Annotated in this window: 23 protein-coding genes; 11 read left to right on the top strand and 12 right to left on the bottom strand. The window is 68.9% G+C overall.

Annotation, left to right across the window (positions count from 1 at the left end; translation table 11 throughout):
• Positions 1-53 precede the first annotated feature (53 nt).
• Genes ABZ909_RS31010 through ABZ909_RS30995 form a run of 4 tightly spaced genes read left to right on the top strand, consistent with a single transcriptional unit; the run spans position 54 to position 4,344 of the window.
• Entirely contained in the window at positions 54-1,088 is a 1,035-nt protein-coding gene (locus tag ABZ909_RS31010) for a 3-oxoacyl-[acyl-carrier-protein] synthase III C-terminal domain-containing protein (protein WP_357006588.1), read from the top strand.
• Between the two features lie 6 nt (positions 1,089-1,094).
• Positions 1,095-1,994, top strand: a complete 900-nt coding sequence (locus ABZ909_RS31005) for a hypothetical protein (RefSeq protein WP_357006585.1) — start codon at positions 1,095-1,097, stop codon at positions 1,992-1,994.
• A gap of 29 nt (positions 1,995-2,023) precedes the next feature.
• Positions 2,024-2,776 carry a glycosyltransferase gene (locus ABZ909_RS31000; protein WP_357006582.1) on the top strand — a complete coding sequence of 251 codons (753 nt, stop codon included), beginning with the start codon at positions 2,024-2,026 and terminating at the stop codon, positions 2,774-2,776.
• A complete protein-coding gene (locus ABZ909_RS30995; RefSeq protein ID WP_357006579.1) occupies positions 2,773-4,344 on the top strand; it encodes a class I adenylate-forming enzyme family protein in 1,572 nt (523 codons plus the stop codon). The genes ABZ909_RS31000 and ABZ909_RS30995 overlap by 4 nt, the downstream gene beginning before the upstream one ends.
• On the opposite strand, the gene ABZ909_RS30990 is transcribed toward ABZ909_RS30995, so the two are convergent.
• The 3 genes from ABZ909_RS30990 to ABZ909_RS30980 form a co-directional block, all read right to left on the bottom strand.
• Complete coding sequence (locus ABZ909_RS30990) at positions 4,312-5,652, bottom strand: hypothetical protein (RefSeq protein WP_357006576.1); 1,341 nt, start codon at positions 5,650-5,652, stop codon at positions 4,312-4,314. The two genes, ABZ909_RS30995 and ABZ909_RS30990, sit on opposite strands and share 33 nt — an antisense overlap.
• 76 nt (positions 5,653-5,728) lie before the next feature.
• A complete protein-coding gene (locus tag ABZ909_RS30985) occupies positions 5,729-6,970 on the bottom strand; it encodes an Ig-like domain-containing protein (RefSeq protein WP_357006573.1) in 1,242 nt (413 codons plus the stop codon).
• Positions 6,971-7,034: 64 nt separating this feature from the next.
• Positions 7,035-8,129, bottom strand: a complete 1,095-nt coding sequence (locus ABZ909_RS30980; protein WP_357006753.1) for a UDP-N-acetylmuramate dehydrogenase — start codon at positions 8,127-8,129, stop codon at positions 7,035-7,037.
• Positions 8,130-8,170: 41 nt separating this feature from the next.
• Between ABZ909_RS30980 and ABZ909_RS30975 the strand changes: the two genes are divergently transcribed.
• From ABZ909_RS30975 to ABZ909_RS30965, 3 genes are all read left to right on the top strand, one after another.
• Complete coding sequence (locus ABZ909_RS30975) at positions 8,171-8,656, top strand: DUF2505 domain-containing protein (protein ID WP_357006570.1); 486 nt, start codon at positions 8,171-8,173, stop codon at positions 8,654-8,656.
• Positions 8,657-8,731: 75 nt separating this feature from the next.
• The gene (locus ABZ909_RS30970; protein ID WP_357006567.1) at positions 8,732-9,247 is read left to right on the top strand and encodes a DUF2505 domain-containing protein; all 516 of its coding nucleotides are present in this window, start codon (positions 8,732-8,734) and stop codon (positions 9,245-9,247) included.
• Positions 9,217-10,017, top strand: coding sequence for a class I SAM-dependent methyltransferase (locus ABZ909_RS30965; protein WP_357006565.1), 801 nt, complete (start codon positions 9,217-9,219; stop codon positions 10,015-10,017). The genes ABZ909_RS30970 and ABZ909_RS30965 overlap by 31 nt, the downstream gene beginning before the upstream one ends.
• 23 nt (positions 10,018-10,040) lie before the next feature.
• On the opposite strand, the gene ABZ909_RS30960 is transcribed toward ABZ909_RS30965, so the two are convergent.
• Together ABZ909_RS30960 and ABZ909_RS30955 are read right to left on the bottom strand one after the other, a co-directional pair.
• Complete coding sequence (locus tag ABZ909_RS30960; RefSeq protein WP_357006562.1) at positions 10,041-11,531, bottom strand: hypothetical protein; 1,491 nt, start codon at positions 11,529-11,531, stop codon at positions 10,041-10,043.
• Positions 11,532-11,602: 71 nt separating this feature from the next.
• Positions 11,603-12,220 (bottom strand): type IV toxin-antitoxin system AbiEi family antitoxin domain-containing protein, encoded by a 618-nt coding sequence (locus ABZ909_RS30955; protein WP_357006559.1) that lies wholly within the window; start codon positions 12,218-12,220, stop codon positions 11,603-11,605.
• A 112-nt stretch (positions 12,221-12,332) separates the two neighbouring features.
• Between ABZ909_RS30955 and ABZ909_RS30950 the strand changes: the two genes are divergently transcribed.
• Complete coding sequence (locus ABZ909_RS30950) at positions 12,333-13,514, top strand: DUF2993 domain-containing protein (protein ID WP_357006556.1); 1,182 nt, start codon at positions 12,333-12,335, stop codon at positions 13,512-13,514.
• Here the strand turns inward: ABZ909_RS30950 and deoC are convergent.
• The gene (gene deoC, locus ABZ909_RS30945) at positions 13,511-14,170 is read right to left on the bottom strand and encodes a deoxyribose-phosphate aldolase (protein ID WP_357006553.1); all 660 of its coding nucleotides are present in this window, start codon (positions 14,168-14,170) and stop codon (positions 13,511-13,513) included. The genes ABZ909_RS30950 and deoC overlap by 4 nt on opposite strands.
• A gap of 72 nt (positions 14,171-14,242) precedes the next feature.
• On the opposite strand from deoC, the gene ABZ909_RS30940 reads away from it, so the two are divergent.
• Both ABZ909_RS30940 and purU read left to right on the top strand, forming a co-directional pair.
• The gene (locus ABZ909_RS30940; protein ID WP_357006550.1) at positions 14,243-14,791 is read left to right on the top strand and encodes an N-acetyltransferase; all 549 of its coding nucleotides are present in this window, start codon (positions 14,243-14,245) and stop codon (positions 14,789-14,791) included.
• A 161-nt stretch (positions 14,792-14,952) separates the two neighbouring features.
• A complete protein-coding gene (gene purU, locus ABZ909_RS30935) occupies positions 14,953-15,834 on the top strand; it encodes a formyltetrahydrofolate deformylase (protein ID WP_357006547.1) in 882 nt (293 codons plus the stop codon).
• Between the two features lie 59 nt (positions 15,835-15,893).
• On the opposite strand, the gene ABZ909_RS30930 is transcribed toward purU, so the two are convergent.
• The 6 genes from ABZ909_RS30930 to ABZ909_RS30905 form a co-directional block, all read right to left on the bottom strand.
• Positions 15,894-16,898: an alpha/beta hydrolase gene (locus ABZ909_RS30930; RefSeq protein WP_357006544.1), complete on the bottom strand. Its 1,005-nt coding sequence runs from the start codon at positions 16,896-16,898 to the stop codon at positions 15,894-15,896.
• A gap of 147 nt (positions 16,899-17,045) precedes the next feature.
• Positions 17,046-18,068, bottom strand: a complete 1,023-nt coding sequence (locus ABZ909_RS30925) for an alpha/beta hydrolase (RefSeq protein ID WP_357006541.1) — start codon at positions 18,066-18,068, stop codon at positions 17,046-17,048.
• 180 nt (positions 18,069-18,248) lie between these two features.
• Positions 18,249-18,545: a DUF2516 family protein gene (locus ABZ909_RS30920; protein WP_354847175.1), complete on the bottom strand. Its 297-nt coding sequence runs from the start codon at positions 18,543-18,545 to the stop codon at positions 18,249-18,251.
• 181 nt (positions 18,546-18,726) lie between these two features.
• Positions 18,727-19,398: a heparin-binding hemagglutinin gene (locus ABZ909_RS30915; RefSeq protein WP_357006538.1), complete on the bottom strand. Its 672-nt coding sequence runs from the start codon at positions 19,396-19,398 to the stop codon at positions 18,727-18,729.
• Positions 19,395-19,931 carry a helix-turn-helix transcriptional regulator gene (locus tag ABZ909_RS30910; protein WP_357006535.1) on the bottom strand — a complete coding sequence of 179 codons (537 nt, stop codon included), beginning with the start codon at positions 19,929-19,931 and terminating at the stop codon, positions 19,395-19,397. Before ABZ909_RS30910 ends, ABZ909_RS30915 begins: the two co-directional genes overlap by 4 nt.
• A 136-nt stretch (positions 19,932-20,067) precedes the next feature.
• Complete coding sequence (locus tag ABZ909_RS30905) at positions 20,068-21,363, bottom strand: DUF445 family protein (protein WP_357006749.1); 1,296 nt, start codon at positions 21,361-21,363, stop codon at positions 20,068-20,070.
• 204 nt (positions 21,364-21,567) lie between these two features.
• On the opposite strand from ABZ909_RS30905, the gene ABZ909_RS30900 reads away from it, so the two are divergent.
• Complete coding sequence (locus ABZ909_RS30900; protein ID WP_357006747.1) at positions 21,568-22,290, top strand: TetR/AcrR family transcriptional regulator; 723 nt, start codon at positions 21,568-21,570, stop codon at positions 22,288-22,290.
• The last annotated feature ends 19 nt before the right edge of the window (positions 22,291-22,309 follow it).

The raw sequence follows: 22,309 nt of genomic DNA, 5'->3' as shown, positions 1-22,309 counted from the left end.
GAAATATCGGCACTGCTAGCGTCGCCCGCAACCGAGGGCTGCTTGGAGTGAACATGGTGAGATCACGAATCGAGGCGGTCGGGTCCTATCTGCCCGACACCGAGATATCGACCGCGGAGTTGCTGGCCCAGCTGGCCATCGACTCCCCCATCGACCTGGAGCGCATCAGCGGCGTGCGGCACCGCCGCCGCTGCGCCGAGAACGAGGATTCCCTGAGCGTCGCCCTGGCGGCGGCGCGGACCGCACTGGACAATTCGTCCTATGACGCTGCCGATCTGGATGTCGTCATCTCCTGCTCCATCACCCGCATTCGCGACGGCGAATTCTGTGTGGAGCCGTCCTTCGCACTCATGATCCGCAATGAACTCGGCGCGACCGGGGCCATCCATTTCGACGTCTCCAATGCCTGCGCGGGCATGATGAGCGGAGTTCTCGTGCTGGATCGCATGATTCGTGCGGGCATGGTGAAACGCGGGCTGGTGGTTTCCGGGGAGTACATCACGCCCATCTCCGACACCGCCGTGCGTGAGATGTCCGAAAAATACGATCCGCAGTTCGCCTCGCTGACCGTCGGAGACGGTGCGGCCGCGGTCATTCTGGACGGCGAGGGCAGCACCGACGAGGGCATCGACTACATCGAACTCAATACCAGCGCCGGCTTCGCGCAGTTGTGCCTGGGCATGCCCAGCGACCGCAGTTCCGGTATCGCGCTGTACACCGACAACCGGGCCATGCACAACGAGGCCCGCTATCTGCTGTGGACCACCCGGCAGCGGGATTTCCTGCGCGAGAACAACAGCAGTTTCGCGGCGGAGGGCTACGACCACGTGATTCATCATCAATTCAGCGCGCCCGCGGTGGAATTGGTGTCCAAGATCGCCGAACGCGAATTCGACGCTCCGGTGCCGCCCGCGCTCATGGTCCTGGACCGCTACGGCAACACCGCATCCACCTCGCATTTCGTGGTATTACACGATGCGCTCAAACAACAGCGGATAGCGTCCGGGGCGAAAGTACTGATGGTGCCCGCGGCTTCCGGCGTCGTGGCCGGGTTCCTGTCGGTGACGCTCGGCGACCTTCGGGTGTGATGCAGCATGGGAATCGTCATTTCTTCCGTAACCACCGAAATCGGCGGCGGCAGCTCCATCGAGCAGGCGGCGGCCGCGGCGCGCAGGGCCATCGCGGAGGCCGGCGCCACGCCGGAGCAGATCGACGCGCTGATCAATACCGGCGTCTATCGCGACTCGAACATGGTGGAACCGGCCATGTCCGCACTGATTCAGCAGCAGGCCGGCATCGGGTTGGAGTATCGCAGCGGCGATGTGCCGTGCCTGTCCTTCGATCTGATGAACGGCGCCTGCGGCATGCTCAATGCCATCCAGGTCAGCCAGGCGCTGCTGGAGGCCCCGACCGTGCACCGGGTGCTGCTGGTCTCCGGTGACGCGCACCCGTCGAAATCCCCCGAACCGCAGCCGGGCTTCCCGATCAAGCCGGTGGGCGCGGCCATGCTGCTGGAAAAGCGGCCGGGCACAGCCGGATTCGGGGCGCTGCACATCAGCGCCACCGACGGACGGCCCGCGGCGGAGGGCTTCGTGCGGCTGGCGGACATGGGCGCGACCGGCCGGTCCTCGATCACCGTGAACCGCACCGGCGATGTCGAAGAGCTGCTGCGCCACGCGGTTTCGGCGGCGACCGAGGCCCTCGACGTGGCCGACGCTCCCCGCGCGCGGACGGTGCTCATCTGCGGGCGGCCCACCGCAGGATTCCCCGCACTGTTGGCCGAGCGCCTGGGCATCGCGCCGGAGGCGATCAGCGCCGACGACACCGAGAGCTCCGCCTCCCCGCGCTTCGACGCGCACACCTCGGCACTGCCGGTCGCGTATCTGGCGGCCCGCGACAGCGGCAAGCTCGATCGGGCCGACGTGGCCTTGTTCGTGGCCGCCGGGGCCGGGCCGTCGGCCGCGGCCATCGCCTACCGCCTGCCGAAACCGTGAGCCGGGCCAGGAATCCGCCGGGAGAGGCCATGAACGAACTGTGGGTGATCGTGCCCGCCTACAACGAGGAGCACGGCATCGCCGGCACGCTGTCCGCCCTGGCCGGGCAGCGGGACCGGGACTTCACGCTGCTGGTGGTGGACAACAACTCGACCGACGCCACCGTCAAGGTGGTGCGCGATTTCGCGGACACCCATCCGGGCCTGCGCGTCGAGGTGATCACCGAGCCGCGCAAGGGCACCGGTGCGGCCGCCGACACCGGCATGCGGCACGCCATCGCGGCCGGTGCGACCCGGCTGGCCCGCACCGACGCCGACTGCCTGCCCGCCCCCGACTGGACCGCGCGCATCCGGGCCGCCTTCGACTCGGGGCTGCGGCTGATCAGCGGACAGCTGATCCCGCGCACCGACGAGGGCGTGCGGCTGCGCGACCGCACCGTCATCCTGGTCGCGCTGGAGGTGGCCGCTCTGTTCGGGAAATTCCGGCCCGGCAACCGCGATCCGCGCTACCTGGGTCCGTATGTCATGACGCCCGGGTGCAATATGGCCATCACCGCCGAACTGTACGAGGCCGCAGGCGGATTCCCGCGCACCGCCATCGAGGAGCTGCACGAGGATCGGGCGCTGGTGAACGCCGTGCGCACGCTCACCACCGACTACGGGCTGCGCCGGGACGTGCGGGTGTACGGCTCCAACCGGCGCGTGCGAGCCTGGGGTGTGCGCAAGACTCTCGCCTGGTACGCCGACCACCGCTACAAACCGGAGCTGGTGGATATCCGGTGAACGCTGGATACCCCTCGGCGGGTGAGGATTTCACCGCGCTGCTCCGCGAGCAGGTGCTGCGCACCCCCGACGCGCCCGCGCTGGGCATGATCGGCGAACCGCCGCTCAGCTTCGCCGAACTCGACGCCCGCGTCCGGCTGGTCGTGAAACGCCTGCACGGCAACGGCTTCCGGCCCGGCGACCGCATGCTGTTCTCCATCCGGCCCTGCGTGGACGCCGTGGTCATGGTGTTCGGGACCATCGCGGCGGGTGGCACCATCGTGTTCGTGGACCCGGGCGTCGGGCCCGAATTGTTCGCACGCCGCCTGGAATTGGTGGAGCCGAGCTGGGCGGCCACGGAATCGCTGCTGTACCTGCTGAGCGGGCCCCTGCGCGGATTCGGACGCCGGCTCGGGCTATCGCTGCCCGAGTTCGGCCGGCTGCCGGTGCGGCACATCCGATGCGGGCCGCGGCTACCGGGCACGCCGCGCGGGGCCCTCGCGCTGCGGCAGCTGGCGGGTTCCGAGCCCGGTTGGCGAGGTCCCGCGACCACATCGACCTTCGACGCGCCCGTCGAGGACCCCGACGCCGAGGCGCTCATCGTCTTCACCTCCGGCACCACCGCCGACCCGAAAGCCGTTGTGCACACCCGCGGTTCGCTGGGTGCGGGACTGGCGGCCATGGCGGGCTGCACCACCCTCATGCCCGGCTCGCACCTGCACACCGAACAGCTGATGATGGGTCTGCCCGCGGTGCTGGAGGGCGCGCGCTGGTCCATGCCGCGGTACCCGCGTTTCGGCACCCACATCGACCCGATCGGCTTCGCGCGCACCCTCGGCACGGCGACGCATGCCTTCTTCACCCCCGCCGACCTGGCGGTGGTGCTGGACGCCATCGAGGCCGGGCGGCTGGTCGCGCCGATACACCTGGAGGAGATCACGCTGGGCGGCGCCCCGGTCACCACCGCGCTGCTGCGCCGTGCTCGCGCCGCCCTCCCGGACACCGAATTCCTGGCCGTCTACGGCATGACCGAGATCCTGCCGGTGGCCATCACCTCCGGCGCGGACAAGCTGGCCTTCGAGGGAACCGGGGATCCACTCGGCCCACCGGTCGAGGGCGTGGACGCGCGCCTGGCCGACGACGGCGAGCTCATCCTCTCCGGCCCCAACCTGTGCCACGGCTACCTCGGGGAACCGCCGCTGAAGGAGATCGCCACCGGCGACCTGGCCCGCTTCGAGGGCCACACCCTGGTGCTCATGGGCCGCAAGAAGGACATGATGATCCGCGGCAAGACCAATATCTATCCGGGCCTGTACGAACCGGCCATCGCGGGCGTCGAGGGCGTGCGGCAGGCCATCATGGTCGGCATTCCCGACGAGATCGGCGACGAGCGCATCGTGCTGGCCGTGGTGCCGGACCCGGACGCCTTCGATATCGCGGACCGGCTACGCCGCGAATTACCGTCCCTGATCGATGTTTCCGCACTGCCGGACGACATCGTGCTGGTCGCGGAGATCCCGGTCGGCGGGCGCACCAGCAAGCCCGACCGGGCCGAGCTACGCGCCCGGCTGACCCAGCGGCTCGGCTGAGGGATCCGGGCGCTCACGCAGCGCGGTCAGCATCGCGTCCGCGAAATCCGCGGCCCGCCGGGCGGACAGGACCGGTTCCGCGTAGCAGAACCCGAGGCGCATTTCCCCGTGCGCCGTCGCGACCGACACGGTCAGGACGCTCACACAGGAATTCGACGCGGCCAGCGTCAGTCCCGAAAGTCGCCACGCCCCGGCCGTTTCCGGGAATTCGACCCGCCCCAGGTTGGTGAGCGACACATTCCACGGCGCCCGCCGATCCACCAGGTCCGCCAGGCGCCGGCCGGATGCGAGTGCCCGCGGCGTCCCGAATCGCATGCCCGCCACCGTCGCCAGATGCCGCCGCTGCCGCACCCCGCGCTCGAGTTGCCGCTTCACCGACCGGGCCGCGGTCCACAGCGGAACTCCGAACGGCACGAATCCGACCAGCACCGGCGCATAGATCCCCAGCTCATCGTCGGCCGGACGCGGGGAGAGCAATCCCCGGAAATCCACGGGCGACCCGATCCCGGCGGTTCCGCTTCCCCCGGAATTCGAGGCGCCGATCGCGGACGCCGCCGCCGCGGCCAGCGCCCCGTGCACGGTGACTCCGGCGCGCCGGCAGTCGGTCACCAACGCCGCCAGCGCTTCCCGATCGAGCACCCGGTGCACGACCCTGGTTCGCCGCTCCGGCAGCGCCGCCTGCGCACCGGCCACGCGCTGCGGCCGCTGCCAGAGCGCGGCCACCTGATCGAACAGCGTCGTGTACGCCCATCGCCACATCCCCCGCGCCCCGACGGGAATCAGATCATCCGCGGCCGGAACTCCCGCACGTTCCACCAGCCCGGCACTCGCCCCCGCCGCATGCTCGATCAGCTTCCGCAGCAACGCCATCAGCGACCGGCCGTCCACGATGATGTGCGAGATCGTGAGCACGATGTCATGGAACTCGTCCGCGGTCCCCGCCCCGACCGCGATATCGACAATGCGCGCCAACCCCTTCGCGGTGTCGAAGGGATCAGCCATCTCTACATCGATCTCCCGCATCCACGCTTCGGAATCGTGCGACTCCATGCGCCGCACCGGAATCCCCGGCTCGGCCGACTCCCGGAACCACGGATCCCGGCCCGCCCCGTCCACCACCCCGACCCGCAACAGCGGATACTCCGCCACCAGAGCCGCGGCCGCCTCTTCCAGCCGCCGCGCCGAAACTCGCCCGTGAACCCGCACCCGCCCACAGCAATTCGACGGCGACAGTCGGTCGATGATCCAGAACCACCGCTCCGAGGGACTCAGGGCGCGCACATCGGCCGAGGTCGAGTTCCCGGACATGCCCCGACACTATCCGGGATCACCGACACCGCCAACCCACGGCAGTACGGGGATTGCGACTGTCGCGGAAGGGTTTTCAGCGGCCGCCGACGGGCTGGGGCGCGAGTGGGGTGGCCGAGATCTGGTTCTTCGGCTCGCCCTGCAGCGCCGAGAGACCCTTCCAGGTCTCCCAGTCGATGGTCCAGTCGTAGACGTCGCCGTCCGCCGCGGAGAGCTGGATGCGGGTGCCGGTGACCTCGACCGGATCGCCGTAGAGGGCGGTCGGGAAGTAGGCCTGGGCGTCGGTCGGGCTGAGGTTGATGCAGCCATTGGTGACGTTCGAATTGCCCTGGGCGGACACCGATTCCGGATTGGCGTGAATGAACTCGCCATTGTTGGAGATGCGCACGGCCCAGCGTTCCCGCACGTTCGTGTAGAACGGCGGGTTGGACATCATGAAATCCTCGTACTTCTCGGTCACCACATGGATGCCGGAGCGGGTGACATTGCGGTCCTGGTTGCCTTCGCCGTAGCTGCAGGCGAAGTCGAAGACGGTCTGCCCGTCGCGCACCACCTGAACGCGGTGGGTGGGGGCGGCGGCCTTCACGATCTGGGCGCGGCCGATGCGGAAGTCGGAGGTGAGGTCGGAGTCGCCGAACAGCCCGCTGCCCATGTCCAGGCCGTACAGCTTGGCGCCGACGTGCACGGTGGTGCCCGGCTGCCAGTACTCGCGGGGCCGCCAGTGCACCCGGGAGCCGCCGTTGTCGTCCTGCAGCCACGCCCACGAGCCCTCGGTGGCCGGGGTGGCGGTGACGACGAGCGCCTTCTCGACCGCGGCCTTGTTCTCGACGTGCCCCTTGAACTGGAGCATGATCGGCGCCGCGATGCCGACCTCCTGGCCGTCACCGATATTGATGGTGGCGGGCGCGGTGTTCTTGGGGCTGATGGTGGTGAACTTGCCGTCGATGGCCACCGGCTTGCTGTCGGTGCCGATGGCGGTGCCGGACCAGGTGTAGGTGGCGCCGTAGCCGAGCGGTTCGTTCACCGTGAATTTGCTGTGAGTGGCATCGAAGGTGCCGGTTACCTGCTTGCCATTGGAATTGGTCAGCGCCAGCTGATCGATGCGGCCATTGCTGACCGTGGCCGACACGGCAATGGTCGGATTGACATTGTCGGTGCCGTTACCCGGCTCCAGCTTGACGGACGCGACCGGAGCGGCAGGCTGCGCGGGGCCGCCACCACCCTTGTTCGACGACGAACACGCCGCCGCGATCACTGCCGTCGACGCCACCAGAGCGGCCCGCATGGCCGCTCGGCGGGACAGTCCTCGATTACTCACTTGCTCGACCCTACCCCCGCAAACCGTGTATTCCGGACGCTGAATTGATGGCGAAAGCCACTCGCTACAGGCTGACTCCCACGGTCACAGGTTCCGGATCCAAGTGAATGCCGAAGCGCTCAGCAACCCCCTCGCGAACCGTGCGAGCGAGGGTCACCAGATCGGTCGCGGTAGCCGCGCCCCGATTGGTCAGCGCCAGCGTGTGTTTGGTCGACAAACGCGCTGGAGACCCGTCGCCCGGAAAGCCCTTGGCGAAGCCGGCGCGCTCGATGAGCCAGCCCGCCGAGAACTTTACCCCGCCGTCCGCGGGATAGGTGGGCACGGCCACGTCCGCCCCCAGATGTGACGCGATCGCCGCGCGCACCGCCGCCACCCGCGCGTCCGGAATGACGGGATTGGTGAAAAACGAACCCGCACTCCAGGTGTCGTGATCCGCCGGATCCAGCACCATGCCCTTACCCGCCCGCAAACGCAGCACCGCGTCTCGCACCTCGGCCGCGGGACGGGACTCGCCCTCGGCCGCACCGAGCGCATGCGCCAGCTCGCGATAGCCGAGCGGCGCACTGGAACCGTCCGCACGCAGCGCGAATTCGACGGCCAGCACCACCGCGGCAGCGCTGTGCTTGAGAACCGAAGTGCGATAACCGAATCCGAGCTCGGCCGGCTCGGCCCAGCGAATCTCACCGGTGGCGCGGTCCAGCAACCGCACCCGGCGCAGCAAACCCGCCACCTCGACGCCGTACGCGCCGACGTTCTGGACCGGTGTGGCACCGGCCGAACCGGGAATTCCGGACAGGCATTCCAGCCCGCCGAATCCGGCCGCCACCGTGGCGGCCACCACCGCGTCCCAGTTCGCACCCGCCTCGGCGATCGCGGTGTCACCGCTGATCTGCACGCCCTCGGTCGCGATCCGCACCACGACCCCGTCGAAGCCGTCGTCACCGATCAGCAGATTGGAGCCACCCGCGATGAGCAGCACCGGAATGCCGGCCGCGTCCAGTTCGCGCACGGTCGCCACCAGGGCGTCGGTGGTCGCGCAGTCGGCGACCGTGGCCGGGCCGCCGACCCGCAGGGTCGTCAGCTCCGCCAACGGCACCGCGGCACGCAGCCGCGCACCGGTTGCCGTCAGCCGGTCCCGCAGGTCGTCGAACGACACCACCCGAGAAGTACGCACAGGCACAGACGGTAGCCTGTCCGACCATGGCGACACCTCTGGCCTTCACTGCGCACTCCACACATCCCATGGCCGCGGTGCGCGCGGCGTTCGCCGACGAGCAGTACTGGAAGGACCGCATCGAAGCGGTCGGCGGTCCCAATGCCCGTATCGAGACCCTTGTCATCAGCGGTGACCAGGTGCGCGTCGACATGGTGCAGACGATTCCGGCCGAGGAGCTGCCCGCGCAGATCACCGCGATCAAGCCCGAGGGCCTGACCATTCCGCGCACCGAGACCTGGCACGGCAGCGGCGGCACCGTCGAGGCCCACGTCGAGGGCGCGCCCGCCACCGTGAACGGCACCCTGACCGTCACCGACGACGGCTCCGGCTCCACCTTCGTGGTGGACGGCTCCATCGACGTGAAGATCCCATTGTTCGGCAAGAAGATCGAGGCCGCCATCCAGCAGCACCTCACCGAACTGCTGGAGCGCGAGGCCGTGTTCACCGACACGTGGCTGAGTTCGCATTGAGCGGCCGGGTTCACAGCCGGCGACCCGCCCTGAGATCGCACTGACCGGGGTCGCCCGGCAGTAACCTGAGCGATCGTGTCACGCCGACTCGACTACTCCGCGCGGTATCCGCTGCACACCACGCAAGAGGTGTACGCCGCGATGATGAACCGCGAACACTGGGATGCCCGCATCGAGGAACTGCGCAAGCACTCCCCGAACGACATCGTCAGGCTCGACTCCGGGGACCAGGGCATCACCATCGAACTGCGGCACGTGCTCCCCCGCGACACCCTGCCCGAGATGGCGCAGATGGTGGTGCACAGGGACATGGTGATCACCCGCCGGGAAACCTACGGCCCCTACGGACCCGAGGTGTCCGGCGAGTACACCGCCGAAATCCCCAACAGCCCAGGCACTCTCGGAGGCACCATGCGATTGTTCCCCACCGAGACCGGTTGCACGCTGCGCACCTCCTCGCGGGCCCAGGTCCACCTTCCGTTCTTCGGGCGCAGGCTCGAACAGCTCATGCTGGTCAACCTGGTGGACCTGTTCCGCGCCGAAGCCGAGGTGACGAAGGTTTGGCTGGATCAGCAGCACCCCGTCGGGTAGCCAAGCCGATCGGCACCATCACCCGCGGCACCACCGGCATCAACAGGCTGCGCCGCGGCGATCGCTGGATGGCACACGACCCCCTCGTCGCCGGACGATTGCTGGATGCCGGGGATCCGCTCGTGGTGGATCTCGGATACGGCGCCAGCCCCGTCACCACCCTGGAGATGGCGGCCCGGCTGCGGACCGTGCGGCCAGACCTGCGGGTGGTCGGCCTGGAGATCGATCCGGACCGCGTGGTTCCCGGCCGGGACGGGGTGGTGTTCGCGCGCGGCGGTTTCGAACTCGCGGGCCTGCGCCCGACCCTGGTACGCGCCTTCAATGTGCTGCGCCAATACCCGGAATCCGCCGTCCCCGCAGCCTGGTCGACCATCCAGTCCGGTCTGGCTCCGGACGGCCTCCTCCTCGACGGCACCTGCGACGAACTGGGCCGCCGCTGCGCCTGGATCCTCCTCGACCGCACCGCACCGCGCTCCCTGACCCTCGCCTGGGACCCCTTCACCGTCGAAACCCCCTCCGACATCGCCGAACGCCTCCCCAAGGCCCTCATCCACCGCAATATCCCCGGCGAACCCGTCCACACCCTGCTCACCGCCGCCGACCGCGCCTGGGCCGTCGCCGCGCCCCTGGCCCCCTACGGCCCCCGGATCCGCTGGCGGCACGCCGCGAACCTCCTGCGCGAGCAGGGTTTTCCGCTCCACCCCCACCGCCGCCGCCTGCGCGACAACATGCTCACCGTCCCCTGGTCCGCCGTCGCGCCCTTGCCCTGAGCGGGGTGGCGACCGCGCCCGGATCATTGGAGCTTGTTGAGCAGCTCCTGGATCGTGCCGGAGATCGCGGCCGGGGCCATCAACGAGCGTGGGGCGAAGGGCTGGCGCCAGAGGCCGCCGTGGGCCGCGCCGACGGCGAAGAGGGCCTCCGGGTTGGCATTTCGGGGTTCGTCGTCCGCGAACAGATCCGCCACCAGTTTGGCGGCGAGCAGGGTGCGGGCGGTGGCGGGGTCGAAGACCTCGATGCCGAAACGGGAGGCGGCACGGTATGCCGCAGTGCGCCAGGGGTATTCGCGGGCGACGCTGCGGGTCCAGGCGGGCGGGGCGACCGTGACGGACACGGTGTGCCCGGCCGCGCGGGCCAGGACGGCCCGCCAGCGCGGAAGCCGTTGGGCCAGGGCGTAATCCGGTCCCGCCAGGGCGGGCAGATTGTCGAACAGACCCCAGGCGCCGCCCTCCGAATCGAAGATCGGGCGCGTGTAGTTGAGGCGGTAGAGCGAGTGCGGGGCCACGCGATGCAGAAGATCCTGGGCACGGCCACGGATACCGCGCTCCGCCAAGCGATCCCGGGCCGCCGCCACCACGGAGGCGGGCACGGCGTAGGTGTCGGTCGGCGAGCCGAGCAGCGCGAGGGCCGCATCGGAATGCTGCCGCAGCAGGGTTTCGGCGAGCACGTCGGACGCGGCGGCGAGCCGGACACCGGCCGGCCCGGGCAGCCCGGCGTACAACCCGAGCACCGGGCGGGCGTCACTGTGCGCGGTGATCCACCGGGCCAAGGCCGGAAAACTCCGGGCGATGTCCACGCCGGGTTCGCCGTCCGCGACCGGGAACCGCATGACCCCCGCCCCGGCCTTCGCGACCGCCCGCAACCGCTCCCATCGCACCCGGCCCGGCCGATCCACCGCCAGCACATCCGCGCCCCACCCCAGCAGCGGCCGCAGCGGCCCGAGCTCGGCCTCCGCACCGGTCACGGTCACCCGGAAACCTGGCAGCCGCAACCACTCCGGATGATCGATGACCCGCTCGATCGCCGCCACGAAGTCGGCTTCCAAAACCCCGCGGGTCTGCCATTCGGCCAGCCGAAGCCGCAGCGTGTCCTCGGCCAGCAGCAGCCCGCGCCACGGCACCTCGAGGCCTTTCACCGCGGGGGCCTCGCCCGAGACCTCGGCGGTCTCCAGGACCGTCCCGCCGGCCTCGGCGTCGACATCGACGGTGTCCAGCGCCGCCACCGTGCGCCCGACCGTGAACCGCAGCATATGGCGCACCGCGCCCAGCCCCGCCCGGGCCATGCCGGTCGAGACCTCCGGCGCGCCGATGGCCAGCGCCGTCATGCCCCGGAAAACCCGGTGGTAGCCGCGCCGCCAGTCCCGGCAGGTCTCCACCGACTGCGCCAGATCGGCGTCGTAGGGCCGGATCGCGTCGGCGACCACGGCCGCCGAGAACATGTCCGCGATCCGCTCGGGCGGCCCCGGCGGAAACACCAGATCCCACACGTCAGCACCGACCGTCCCCATGAACAGTCACCCTGCCACGAAACGAGCCGCCGCAAAACTCGAGGACCACACCTCGAAAACCCCGCAGGCCCCTAACGCGGGTCCTCCTGGGCGCGGGTCAGGGCCCGGTGCAGCCGGGCCGCCGTGGCCGGATCCAGAGCGGCACTGGCGGAACGAATTTCGGCGCGAGCGCAGCGGTGGATGGCGACGGCGTCGGCCACCACCTCGTCCAGCGCGGCCTGCCCGATCCCGGCCTCGGCCAGATCCAGCACGGTCCGCAGCGGCGTGGTCACCAGGAAGGCTCCCGCAGACTCCACATCATTGCGGGCGAAGCTGCGCCGCAGCACCACCAGCCGCGGCGACAGCGGAAACCGCCCGACCCGCGCCGACAGGTGCACGAACCGCGGCCGCAACCGTCCCAGCCCGTGTAATTCGGCGGCGCTGTGGTGCGAGACCGCCGCGGCCCCGTCGAACCAGGCCGACCACATGGCGTATTCGTCGAGCGGCCCGTCCGGCCAGTCGGCCATCCGCAGCAACCCCACCCCTGAACGCAGAATGCTGCCGTCCCGCAGCCCGTCGCGAATCCGGACCTCGCACCCGGTGCGCAGCACCTGACGGGTGGTGAAATACCCCGCGTGCCGCGCGGCCAGCTCCCGCAACGCGCGCCATCCGTACTCCGGATCGGGCTCCGGTGCCGCGTTCCCAACCATGACGTTCAGGATAAGCGGCACCCCTGTGCGTTATGTCACATTCCACGCCTGCGAGCCGACACCTCACGGGATGCACAGAGCTCACACAGAAAGCTCGGGAAGAATCACGTCCATGAATTCGGAACCCACCTCGGACGACGCGATCAAGCGCGACGCCACCGTCGCGCAGCCGGACAATCCTGCCGCGCAGCCGGTCGAATTCGGCAAGCCGGACAGCACGCCCACCGAAGTCCTAGGTGGGGCACACGACTCGCCCACCGAGGTGTTCAACGGCCAGGGCGCCACCAACGACTGGTGGAACGACCCCACCGCCCGGCACGGCGACCAGGCCACCCAGGCCCTCCACCCGGGCGAGGCGGCCTACGCACCCGGCGCCCCCGGCGCCACCGCCGGCACCGCCGCCACCGCCGGCACCGCCGCCACCGCCGGCACCGGCCACTCGACCGGTTCGGCGCCGACCACGGTGCTGCCGGTCGGCACCGGCACCTCCGGTTCGATTCCGCAGCCCGGCGGCGCGCAGCTGCCGCCCGGCACACCACCGCCCCCGATGAATGTCGGTGGCGGGCAGGGCGGCTCGTCCGGCAAGCCCCGAAATCGCAAGAAGACCCTGCTCGTCGTGGGCCTGGTGGCGACGCTGCTGGTGGCCGGCGGCCTGGGGGGCGGGGAGGCCTACGCCCGCAACAAGGTCGAGAAGTGCATCAGCTCGCAGTTCCAGGCGCAGATGGGCTCCAAGATCGATGTGTCGTTCGGCTGGAAACCGCTGCTGCTCACCATGTTCGACCACAAGGTCAGCTCGGTGACGGTGAACAGCGACGACTCCAAGTTCGGCCCGGCGCAGGGCATGGTCGTACACGCCACCTTCGATGACGTCGAAATGTCGGACGGCGGCAAGCAGGCCACCGTCGGCAGCTCCACCGCCGACGTCACCTGGAGCACCGACGGCATCACGAAGACGCTGGGCGGCATGGTCTCCGGCACCACCGCCGATCCCGGCTCCGGCACGCTGAGCTTCGCGGTGCTGGGCGGCCTGGCCCAATTGCAGGTCAAGCCAAAGATTGTCGGCGACAAGATCGAGGTCGACACCTTGCAGGCCTCACTGCTCGGCTTCGGCCTGCCCACCGATCTGGTCTCGGGCATCGTGGATCTCATGACGCGGAGCCTGCAGAGCTACCCGATGGGCCTGCAGCCCACCAAGGTCGAGGTCACCAAGGACGGCCTGCACGTCGCGCTGCAGGGCGGGCACGCCGAGCTGACGGCGGATCCGAATCAGCAGCAGCAACCGGTCAACTGCTAGTCCGGAAACCCTTCCAGCACTTCACGAGACCGCGACAGTCCCAGCCGCGTGGCGCCGGCGGCGATCAGTTCCGCCGCCTGCGCCGCGCTCCGGATACCGCCGCTGGCCTTCACCCCGAGCCGCCCGCCGACGGTCTCCGCCATCAGCCGCACGGCGTGCGCGCTCGCACCGCCGGCGGGGTGGAATCCGGTGGAGGTCTTCACGAAATCCGCGCCCGCCCGCTCGGCGGCCCGGCACACCTCGGCAATGGCTTCATCGGTGAGCGCGGCGGATTCGATGATGACCTTGAGCAGCGCCCGATCCCCGATCGCCTCGCGCACCGTGACGATGTCGGCCAGCACCGCGTTGTACTCACCGGCCCGCGCCGCGCCGACGTCGATAACCATGTCCACCTCGGCCGCGCCCTGGTCCACCGCCAGCCGCGCCTCGGCCCCCTTGACCAGCGAATGATGTTTGCCGGAGGGGAATCCCGCGACCGTGGCCACCACCAGACCCGGCGCACGCACCGGCAACATGGACGGCGACACGCAGATCGCGAACACGCCCAGTTCGCGCGCCTCGTCCACGAGCGCGGCCACCCCGGCGGGCGTGGCATCGGGTGACAGCAGGGTGTGATCGATCATCGCCGCCACATCACGACGGGAAATCTGTGCCATGAGCACCGAGTTTGGCACACGCCCGGCGAATTTCGTTGCGGGCGGCCACCGTTGTCACGCAGACTTGTAGGCGTGCTGATCCGTCGTGAACGTACCGGCGATGCCGCCGCGATCGACGCGGTGCACCGCAGCGCCTTCGATCGCTCCGCGGATGCCGACGGTGATACCCCCTCTTCCGAGCCGATCGGCGACCCCGTCGAAGTCGGTCTGGTCCATCTCCTCCGCGACGACGGTTCCGTGTGGATCCCGACCCTGTCCCTGGTGGCGGAGTTCCACGATCAGATCGTCGGGCACGTCTGCCTCACCCGGGCGACCATCGGCCCCTTCCCGGTGCTGGCCCTGGGCCCGATCGGCGTCCGCGCCGATCACCAGCGCAAAGGCATCGGCTCGGCCCTTATGCACGCCGCCCTCGGCGCCGCGGACGCCCTCGACGAACCCCTGGTCGGTCTGCTCGGCAGCCTCGAGTACTACCCGCGTTTCGGCTTCGTCCCCGGCACCCGCCTCGGCATCATCCCCGACAAACCTGACTGGACGCCCCACTTCCAGGTCCGCCCCCTGACCGCCTACGAGCTGGAGATCAAGGGCGAATTCCGCTACGCCGATGCCTTTTACGAGTTGTAGGTCTTTCGATTGCCGGGGTGACGGCTGATTTCGTCCCGCGCGGGGTAACTCGTCGGGTACGCCCGGGATCGGTTCGGTGCCCAACCGCCGGCACGCGTGCACAACCGGCGATGGCACCCGTCCGTGCGCTGACGGCTCGGGGAGGCGGATAGGCTGGTCGGATGAGTTCCACCCCGGACGACCGTCGCTACGTGCTCACCCTGGGCTGCCCGGATCGTCCCGGCATCATCGCCCGCATCACCTCGTTCATCGCCGAATTCGGCGGGTCGATCGTGGAGGCGGGCTATCACTCCGACCTGGAGACCGGGTGGTTCTTCACCCGGCAGGCGCTCGAGGCCACCACCGTGCCGTTCGATCTGGACGAGCTGCGCAGCCGCTTCACCGCCGTCGCCGCCGACCTCGGCCCGGAGACCGACTGGCAGGTGCACGACTCCGGTGAACGCCGCCGCGCGGTGCTGCTGGTCTCCAAGGATGGCCACTGCCTGCACGACCTGCTCGGCCGGGCCACCAGCGGCGAGCTGCCCGCCACCATCGAGGCCGTCATCGGCAATCACCCGGACCTGGCCGGCATGACCGAGGCGCACGGCATCAAGTTCCACTACGTGCCCTTCCCCAAGGACCCGGCCGAACGCGGCCCGGCCTTCGAGCAGGTGCGCGAGCTGGTCGACGTGCACGACCCGCACGCCGTGGTGCTGGCCCGGTTCATGCAGGTGCTGCCGTCGGAGCTGTGCGAGCACTGGGCGGGCAAGGCCATCAATATCCACCACAGCTTCCTGCCGTCCTTCGTCGGCGCGCGCCCCTACCACCAGGCTTTCGCCCGCGGCGTCAAGCTGATCGGCGCGACCTGCCACTACGTCACCGCCGAGCTGGACGCGGGCCCGATCATCGAGCAGGACGTCACCCGCATCGACCACTCCGACACCGTGCGCGACATGGTCCGCCAGGGCCGGGACATCGAACGGGTGGTGCTGGCCCGCGGCCTGCGCTGGCATCTCGAGGGCCGGGTGCTGGTGCATGGCCGCCGCACCGTCGTCTTCGAATAGGACCCGAAAAGCCAACGCCCGCCCCGGTTTTCCCAGGGCGGGCGTCGTCGTCTCCGAGGTCAGCCGGCGACGGCGACCGGGTCGCGGCGCGACCGGCGGATCACGCGGTGCAGCTCCACATTGAACGCCTTCTCGGCCTCGATGTTCACCAGATGCCCGGTGGGCAGGATGGTGTACCGGTCGAGATGTCCCGCGGCGGCGAGGATGTCGGCGATCTCGCGCGAATGCACCTCCGGCAGCAGCCGATCGTGCGAGCCCGCGATCACCGTGGTCGGGATCGTCAAATGTGCTGCGGCACCGTGCAGATCGAGTTCGAGCAGGCCCCGGGCCACGGCCGCGCGCACCGACGGGCGGCAGGAACGGACGATCGAGGTGCCGAAGAGGATCTGGTCACGGGTGGCGGCCGGAGTCATCAGCCGATGCTTGGCGATCAGGTTGACCGCGGGGCCGCCGGGCAGCGGCACCGGCGTGCCGAACAGCGCCAGCGCCAGCCAGTCCGGGCCCGGGATCACATCATTGAGCAGCGGAATCACGGTGGCGCGGTTGGGAATCTGACGCGCGGCGGTGGTGGCCAGCAGCACTGCCGACGCCCGATGCCGGACCTGGTGCGGATAGCGGTCGGCCCACGCCTGAATGGTCATGCCGCCCATGCTGTGCCCGACCAGCACCGCCCGCCGGCCCGGACGCAGCACCGCGTCGAGCACATCGGAGAGGTCGTCCGCGAGTTGATCGGCGCTGAAAGAGCGTGTGCCGCTCTCGCTTTCGCCGTGGCCGCGCTGATCGAACGCGATCACCCGGTACTCGCCGGCGAAGGCGTTGATCTGCGGGTTCCAGTATTCGATGGCGCAGGACCAGCCGTGCGCCAGCACGATGACCTCACCGTCGGCCGGACCGTAGGCGTGCACACGCAGCTTCGCGCCGTCACGCGTGGTGACGGGGATGATCTCGGTGGGGCGTGGGGTGTTGAGCGATGCGGTCCGGTAGTTCCGGGACCGTAGCCCAGAGCGGAAGGGCGCGGTCAGCGCATCGGCGCCGACACCGGCCTCTGGCAGTTTCACCAGCATGAGCACTCCTTTGTGTTCCAGACCACCGTAACGCGCTAACCAAGGCGCTTGCAATAGCAAGCATGGGTATATCTTCTTGCTCTACAACTATGTTCGTTGTGACTGCCGTCTCCGTTAAGGAACCTCAGGGGTGAGCGAGCCCACCCCTCAGGCGCCCACCACCCGCGCGGGAATTCCGAACGCGGACTTGGCGATCCGGGCAAGTTCGGCATTGAACTCCCGGTACGCCTCCACATTCCCCAGGTGGCCGGTCGGCAGGACCCGGTACCCGTCCAGGCTGCCGGTCGCGGCGAGCATCTCGACGATCCGCTCCGAGTGCACCGGCGGGGTCATATCGTCGGCCGACCCGGCGATGACGGTGGTCGGCACCGTCAGATTGGCCGCCCCGCGCCCGACTCTCAGGTAGGACAGCAGGGTTCCGAACCGGCCGCGCACTCGCGCCGGGCACGAGCGCACGATGTTCAGACCGAAGGCGGCAACATCGCCGACCGCGGCCAGGCTCATGATCTGCCGCCGGAACACCCACGTCACCGGCCGGATGGGTGGGAAGAGAATCGGAGTGCTCAGCCCGATCAGGCCGACCAGGAACGGCAGCTTGGCGATACCCCGGTTGAAGAACGGCACCACGGTGGTCTCGGCGATCAGGTCGCCGGCCGCGGTATTGGTGAGCAGCACCGCGAGCAGCTGCCGCTGCACCCGTTGCGGATACCGGCCCGACCAGGCCTGAATCGTCATGCCGCCCAGACTGTGCCCCACCAGCACCGCACGCCGGCCCGGCTTCAGCACGGCGTCCAGGACATCGGCGAGATCGTCGGCGAGCTGATCGATGGTGAGCGGGGCGCTGCCCTCGTCGCTCTCGCCGTGGCCGCGCACGTCGTAGGCGATGACGCGGTATTCGCCCGCGAAGGCGTTGATCTGGGGATTCCAGTATTCGAGGCAGCAGGTCCAGCCGTGCACGAGAACGATCACATCGCCGTCGGCCGGACCGTAGGCGTGCACCCGGAGCCGGGCGCCATCGGAGGCGGTGACCGGGACAACCTCGTAGGGACCGGCCGGCGGATTCAGATCCGCGTTGCCGTAGGTCCGGCTGCGCAGGTCCGCCCGGTGCTCGCGCACCAGATCACGGACCTTCCGGCCGAGGTTCGCCCGGTGAGGCAGCGTTGCCCGCATAGGACACTCCTTTGTGTTACTGCTAGATACAGTAACCTGCGCCATCGGGTGCTTGCTAGTGCAAGCACCCGAAAAGTTCCCGAGTCGGAACCCACCTCACCCCCGGCCAGCGCATTGATGTGAAAAAAATGACCGCCACCCGGATGATCCGGAGTGGCGGCCGACTGTCTCGAACGCGTGCTACCAGCGCGGCCCACGCTGGATCTCATCCACCTTCGGCCGGACATCGGCGAGGTAGACGCCGGTGGCCACGATCGCCGCGATACCCAGAATCCCCACCGGGGTCTGCGCCAGCAGCAGGGCGCCCAGCGACGCCAGCAGAATCGCGATCCACACCGGCTTGGTCAGCTTGTCCACGGCCGTGAAGGCATCCGGGCGCTGGCGAATCGCGTGCACGAGCGCGAACACCGTCATGCCGAGAGCACACAGCTGCAACACCGTCAAGATCAAGCTGGGGATTCCCATCACCTCACCCATCATACGGATGAAGCCCTGCCCACCAGGGCTTCTCACCACGACACGGGTTCCGGCACTCCGATGTTCACACCGCCCGGCAACACCGCGAGCTCCGAGTGGCGACCGTGTCCCGCAAAAATGCGGCCGCCCTCGCACACGTGAGTGTGCGAGGGCGACAAGCTTTTTCGCGAAGTGCGAGGTCTTACTTCTTGGCGGGGGCAGCCTTCTTGGCGGGGGCAGCCTTCTTGGCCGGGGCAGCCTTCTTGGCGGCAGCCTTCTTGATCGGAGCCTCGTCCTCGACCGGAGCGGTCTCGGTGGTCACGTCCACGACCTCGGCGTCGACGGTCTCCTCGGCCTCGGCCTCTTCCTTACCGGCGAGCCCGATGTAGGGGCCGACCTGGTCGGTCACCTTGCCGATGATGTCCTGGGTCTGCGACAGCAGGTCGTTGTAGCGGGTCTCGACCTGCTCGAAGCGCTCCTCGAAAGCGGGGTTGCTGCGCAGCTTCTCGACGGTCTCCTCGCCCCGGACGACCAGGTCGGCGTACAGGTCCAGCAGCTGGTGGTAGTACTGGTCGACCAGCTTGCGGAGCTCATCGGCGGTGGCCTTCTCGCGCAGCTCGGCCAGGTCCTCGGGCAGCTCGGACGGCAGTGCCTGCACGCGCTGGCGCAGGGTCTCGGCCTGCTCCTGCAGGTCGGCCGGGAGGTTGGCGACGCGCTCGCGGGCCTCGTCGATGCGGCCCTGGACGTCGGCGGAGGTGGCGCGCTCGCGGATCTGCGAGACGGCGTCGAGCACGGCGGCGTAGATGGCGTCACCCGCGCCGACCGTGGCGTAGATCGGCTTGGTCACGGTGGCGGTCAGGTTCGATTCGGTCATGATGGTTCGCCCTCCTGGCGTGGCGGAACTTCGGTTGTGCGGTGCGGAACCTCGTTGTCCCTGTCTCCCCCGGGAACGCCCCCCATTAGGTCCGTTGCGTCCCCTCTGTCCTCGTTCGCCTGGTTTTCCCGGCAGAACGATTCATAGATGTCCAGGAGGACCTGCTTCTGACGTTCGGTCAGGCCGGCGTCGGCCAGCAGGGCATCCCGGACAGGGCCGTGCGGCCTCTGCTCGAGGTACCCGGCCCGCATGTACAAGACCTCCGAGGAGACCCGCAGACCCTTCGCGATCTGGGCGAGTACCTCGGCGGACGGGTTGCGCAGCCCGCGCTCGATCTGACTCAAGTACGGATTGCTCACCCCCGCCAGCTGTGCGAGCTGACGCAGCGAGACCTGGGCGGCCTCGCGTTGCGCCCGGATGAAGCCCCCGATGTCGTGAGCCGCGTTGGCTACGCGACCCGTCCGATCTCCGGCGGCGGACGTCTCCGCGCTGTCGCCCTCGATCGGTTCGGGAACCTCGGGATCGTGCTTCATCACTCACCTTCCGGCGGTTGTGCGGTCAATTCTAGGACGGGGTGCTAACTCTTGCAAGCGCTCTGCTAGCGCTGTTCACCGAATGGCACCGTGGCAAACAACCGGCGCTCCGCCCGAGCGCTTATTGGTCAAATGTTCAGCCATTGAACAGCAAGTGCGAGACGGCATAGATGACCAGGCCCGCCAGCGAACCGATCACCGTGCCGTTGATGCGAATGAATTGCAGATCCTTGCCCGCAGCCAATTCGATCTTGCGGCTGGCCTCCTCCGCGTCCCAGCGGGCAACGGTGTCGCTGACCAACGACGCGAACTCGGCCCCATAGTTCGCGACCAGGTACCGGACGCCGCGCTCGAGCCAGCCGTCCACCTTGTCGCGCATGGCGGCGTCGGTCGAGAGCCGCTCGCCCAACTGCTGCACATTGTCGGCCACCTTGCGGCGCAGCGTGGAATTCGGATCGTCGGCCGACTCCAGGATCATGCGCTTGGCCGCCCGCCAGGTGGCCTGCGCCATCCCGGTCACCTCGCGCCGGCCCATGAGCTCGGTCTTGATCTTCTCCGCCTTTTCGATCATGGCGTCGTCGAATTGCAGATCGTGGGCGAAATCCTCGAGAAAGCGATTCGCTGCCAGCCGCACCTCGTGATCGGGCTGGGTGCGCACCTTCCAGGTGAATTCCACCAGCTCCCGATAAATGCGCTCGGCCAGCAGCGAATTCACGAATTTCGGGGCCCAGGACGGTGCGTCCCGGTTCACGATGCGGTCCAGCGTCTCCTGCGAGTCGAGCGCCCACTGGTGCGCGCGCTCGGCCAGCAGGTCCAGCAGCGGGGCCTGCCGGTTGTCGGCGATCAGCTCGTTGAGCACCTTGCCGATGGGCGGGCCCCACAGCGGCTCGGCGATGCGCTTGACGATGGTGTTGTCGATGATCTGCTCGACATCCTCGTCGCGCAGTACGCCGATGACCGCGCGCAATATGGTCGCGCTCTCGTCGGAGATGCGTTCCGCGTGCGCCGGTTCGGCTATCCAGCGGCCCAGCCGGAGCGGGATCTGCGCGGAATTCACCTTGACGGCAACGGCATCCGGAGACAGGAAATTGGTGCGCACGAATTCGCCGAGTCCGGCGCCCACCTGATCCTTCTTCTTGCGGATGATCGCGGTATGCGGGATCGGCAGGCCCAGCGGATGCCGGAACAGCGCGGTGACGGCGAACCAGTCGGCCAGCGCACCGACCATGCCGGCCTCGGAGGCGGCCTTCACATAGCCGACCCACTCACCGCCCGCGCCGCGCGAACTGATCCAGGCGCAGACGATGTAGATGACCGTGGCCGCGGCGAGAAAGCCGGTGGCAATGCCTTTCATGCGCCACAGTTCGCGCTTCTTGCCCTCGTCGTCCAGGAGATCGGCGAACGCTCCGCCGCCGTTGGGTGTGGTCTTCATCGGCTTCGGCTCGGTCGTGTCGAGTACCCCGGCACTGCCGGCAGGTTGCTCCATATCGTCCATTCTGGCGCGTGGTGTGACGAACTCACCGCCACCGGGCCCTTCCCGATCGGCGACGATCCACAGCATGGGAGGCTTAAGCTGAATAGGCCCAGGCCCAGGACGCGAACAAGGAGCCAACGCAGCGTGACCACCAAAGGCAGCGTGAGTGCCGCCGTAGAGGCGGCCACCGGCCCACGCGGTGGTCGTGTCGACGGCCGCAAACGCCGCTGGCAACAGCACAAGATCGACCGGCGCGAGGAGCTGGTGGACGGCACCCTGGCCGCCATCCGCAAGCGCGGCGGCGATGCCGGCATGGATGAGATCGCCGCCGAGATCGGCGTCTCGAAAACCGTGCTCTACCGGTACTTCTCGGACAAGCAGGACCTGACCCGCGCCACCATGGAGCGGTTCATCGAGACCACGCTGATGCCGCGCATCTACGAGGCCATCAGCGACGACCTCGACGAGTATCAGCTGGTCCGCAATACCCTGGCGGCCTACGTGCGCACGGTCGACTCGGACACCGATGTCTACCGGTTCATCATGGGCAACGGCTCGGCCACCGACACCTCCACACTCGCCGATTTCGAGAAGCTCTTCGCCCAGGTGGTCTCGGCGGTCATCATCGACAAGTCCTTCGACCGCGGCATCCAGACCGACGGCGCGATGCTGTGGTCCTACGTGCTGGTCGGTGGCGTGCAGTTGGCCACGGACTGGTGGATCTCCAACCGCACCATGTCCAGCGAGGAAATGCTCGACTACCTCACGATGATGGCGTGGAGCGCCATCGAGGGCATGGTTCGCGCGGGCGGCGACCGGCACTACTTCAACGCGCGCCCGCACGTGCTACCGGACCCCGAAAACCGCGAAAACAGTGCTAGCTGACGGCTAGCACTCGAGTTCG

Origin of the sequence: Nocardia sp. NPDC046763 (assembly GCF_040645495.1) — a bacterium.
Classification (GTDB): Bacteria; Actinomycetota; Actinomycetes; order Mycobacteriales; family Mycobacteriaceae; genus Nocardia.
This window is presented reverse-complemented; position numbering and strand designations above follow the sequence as displayed.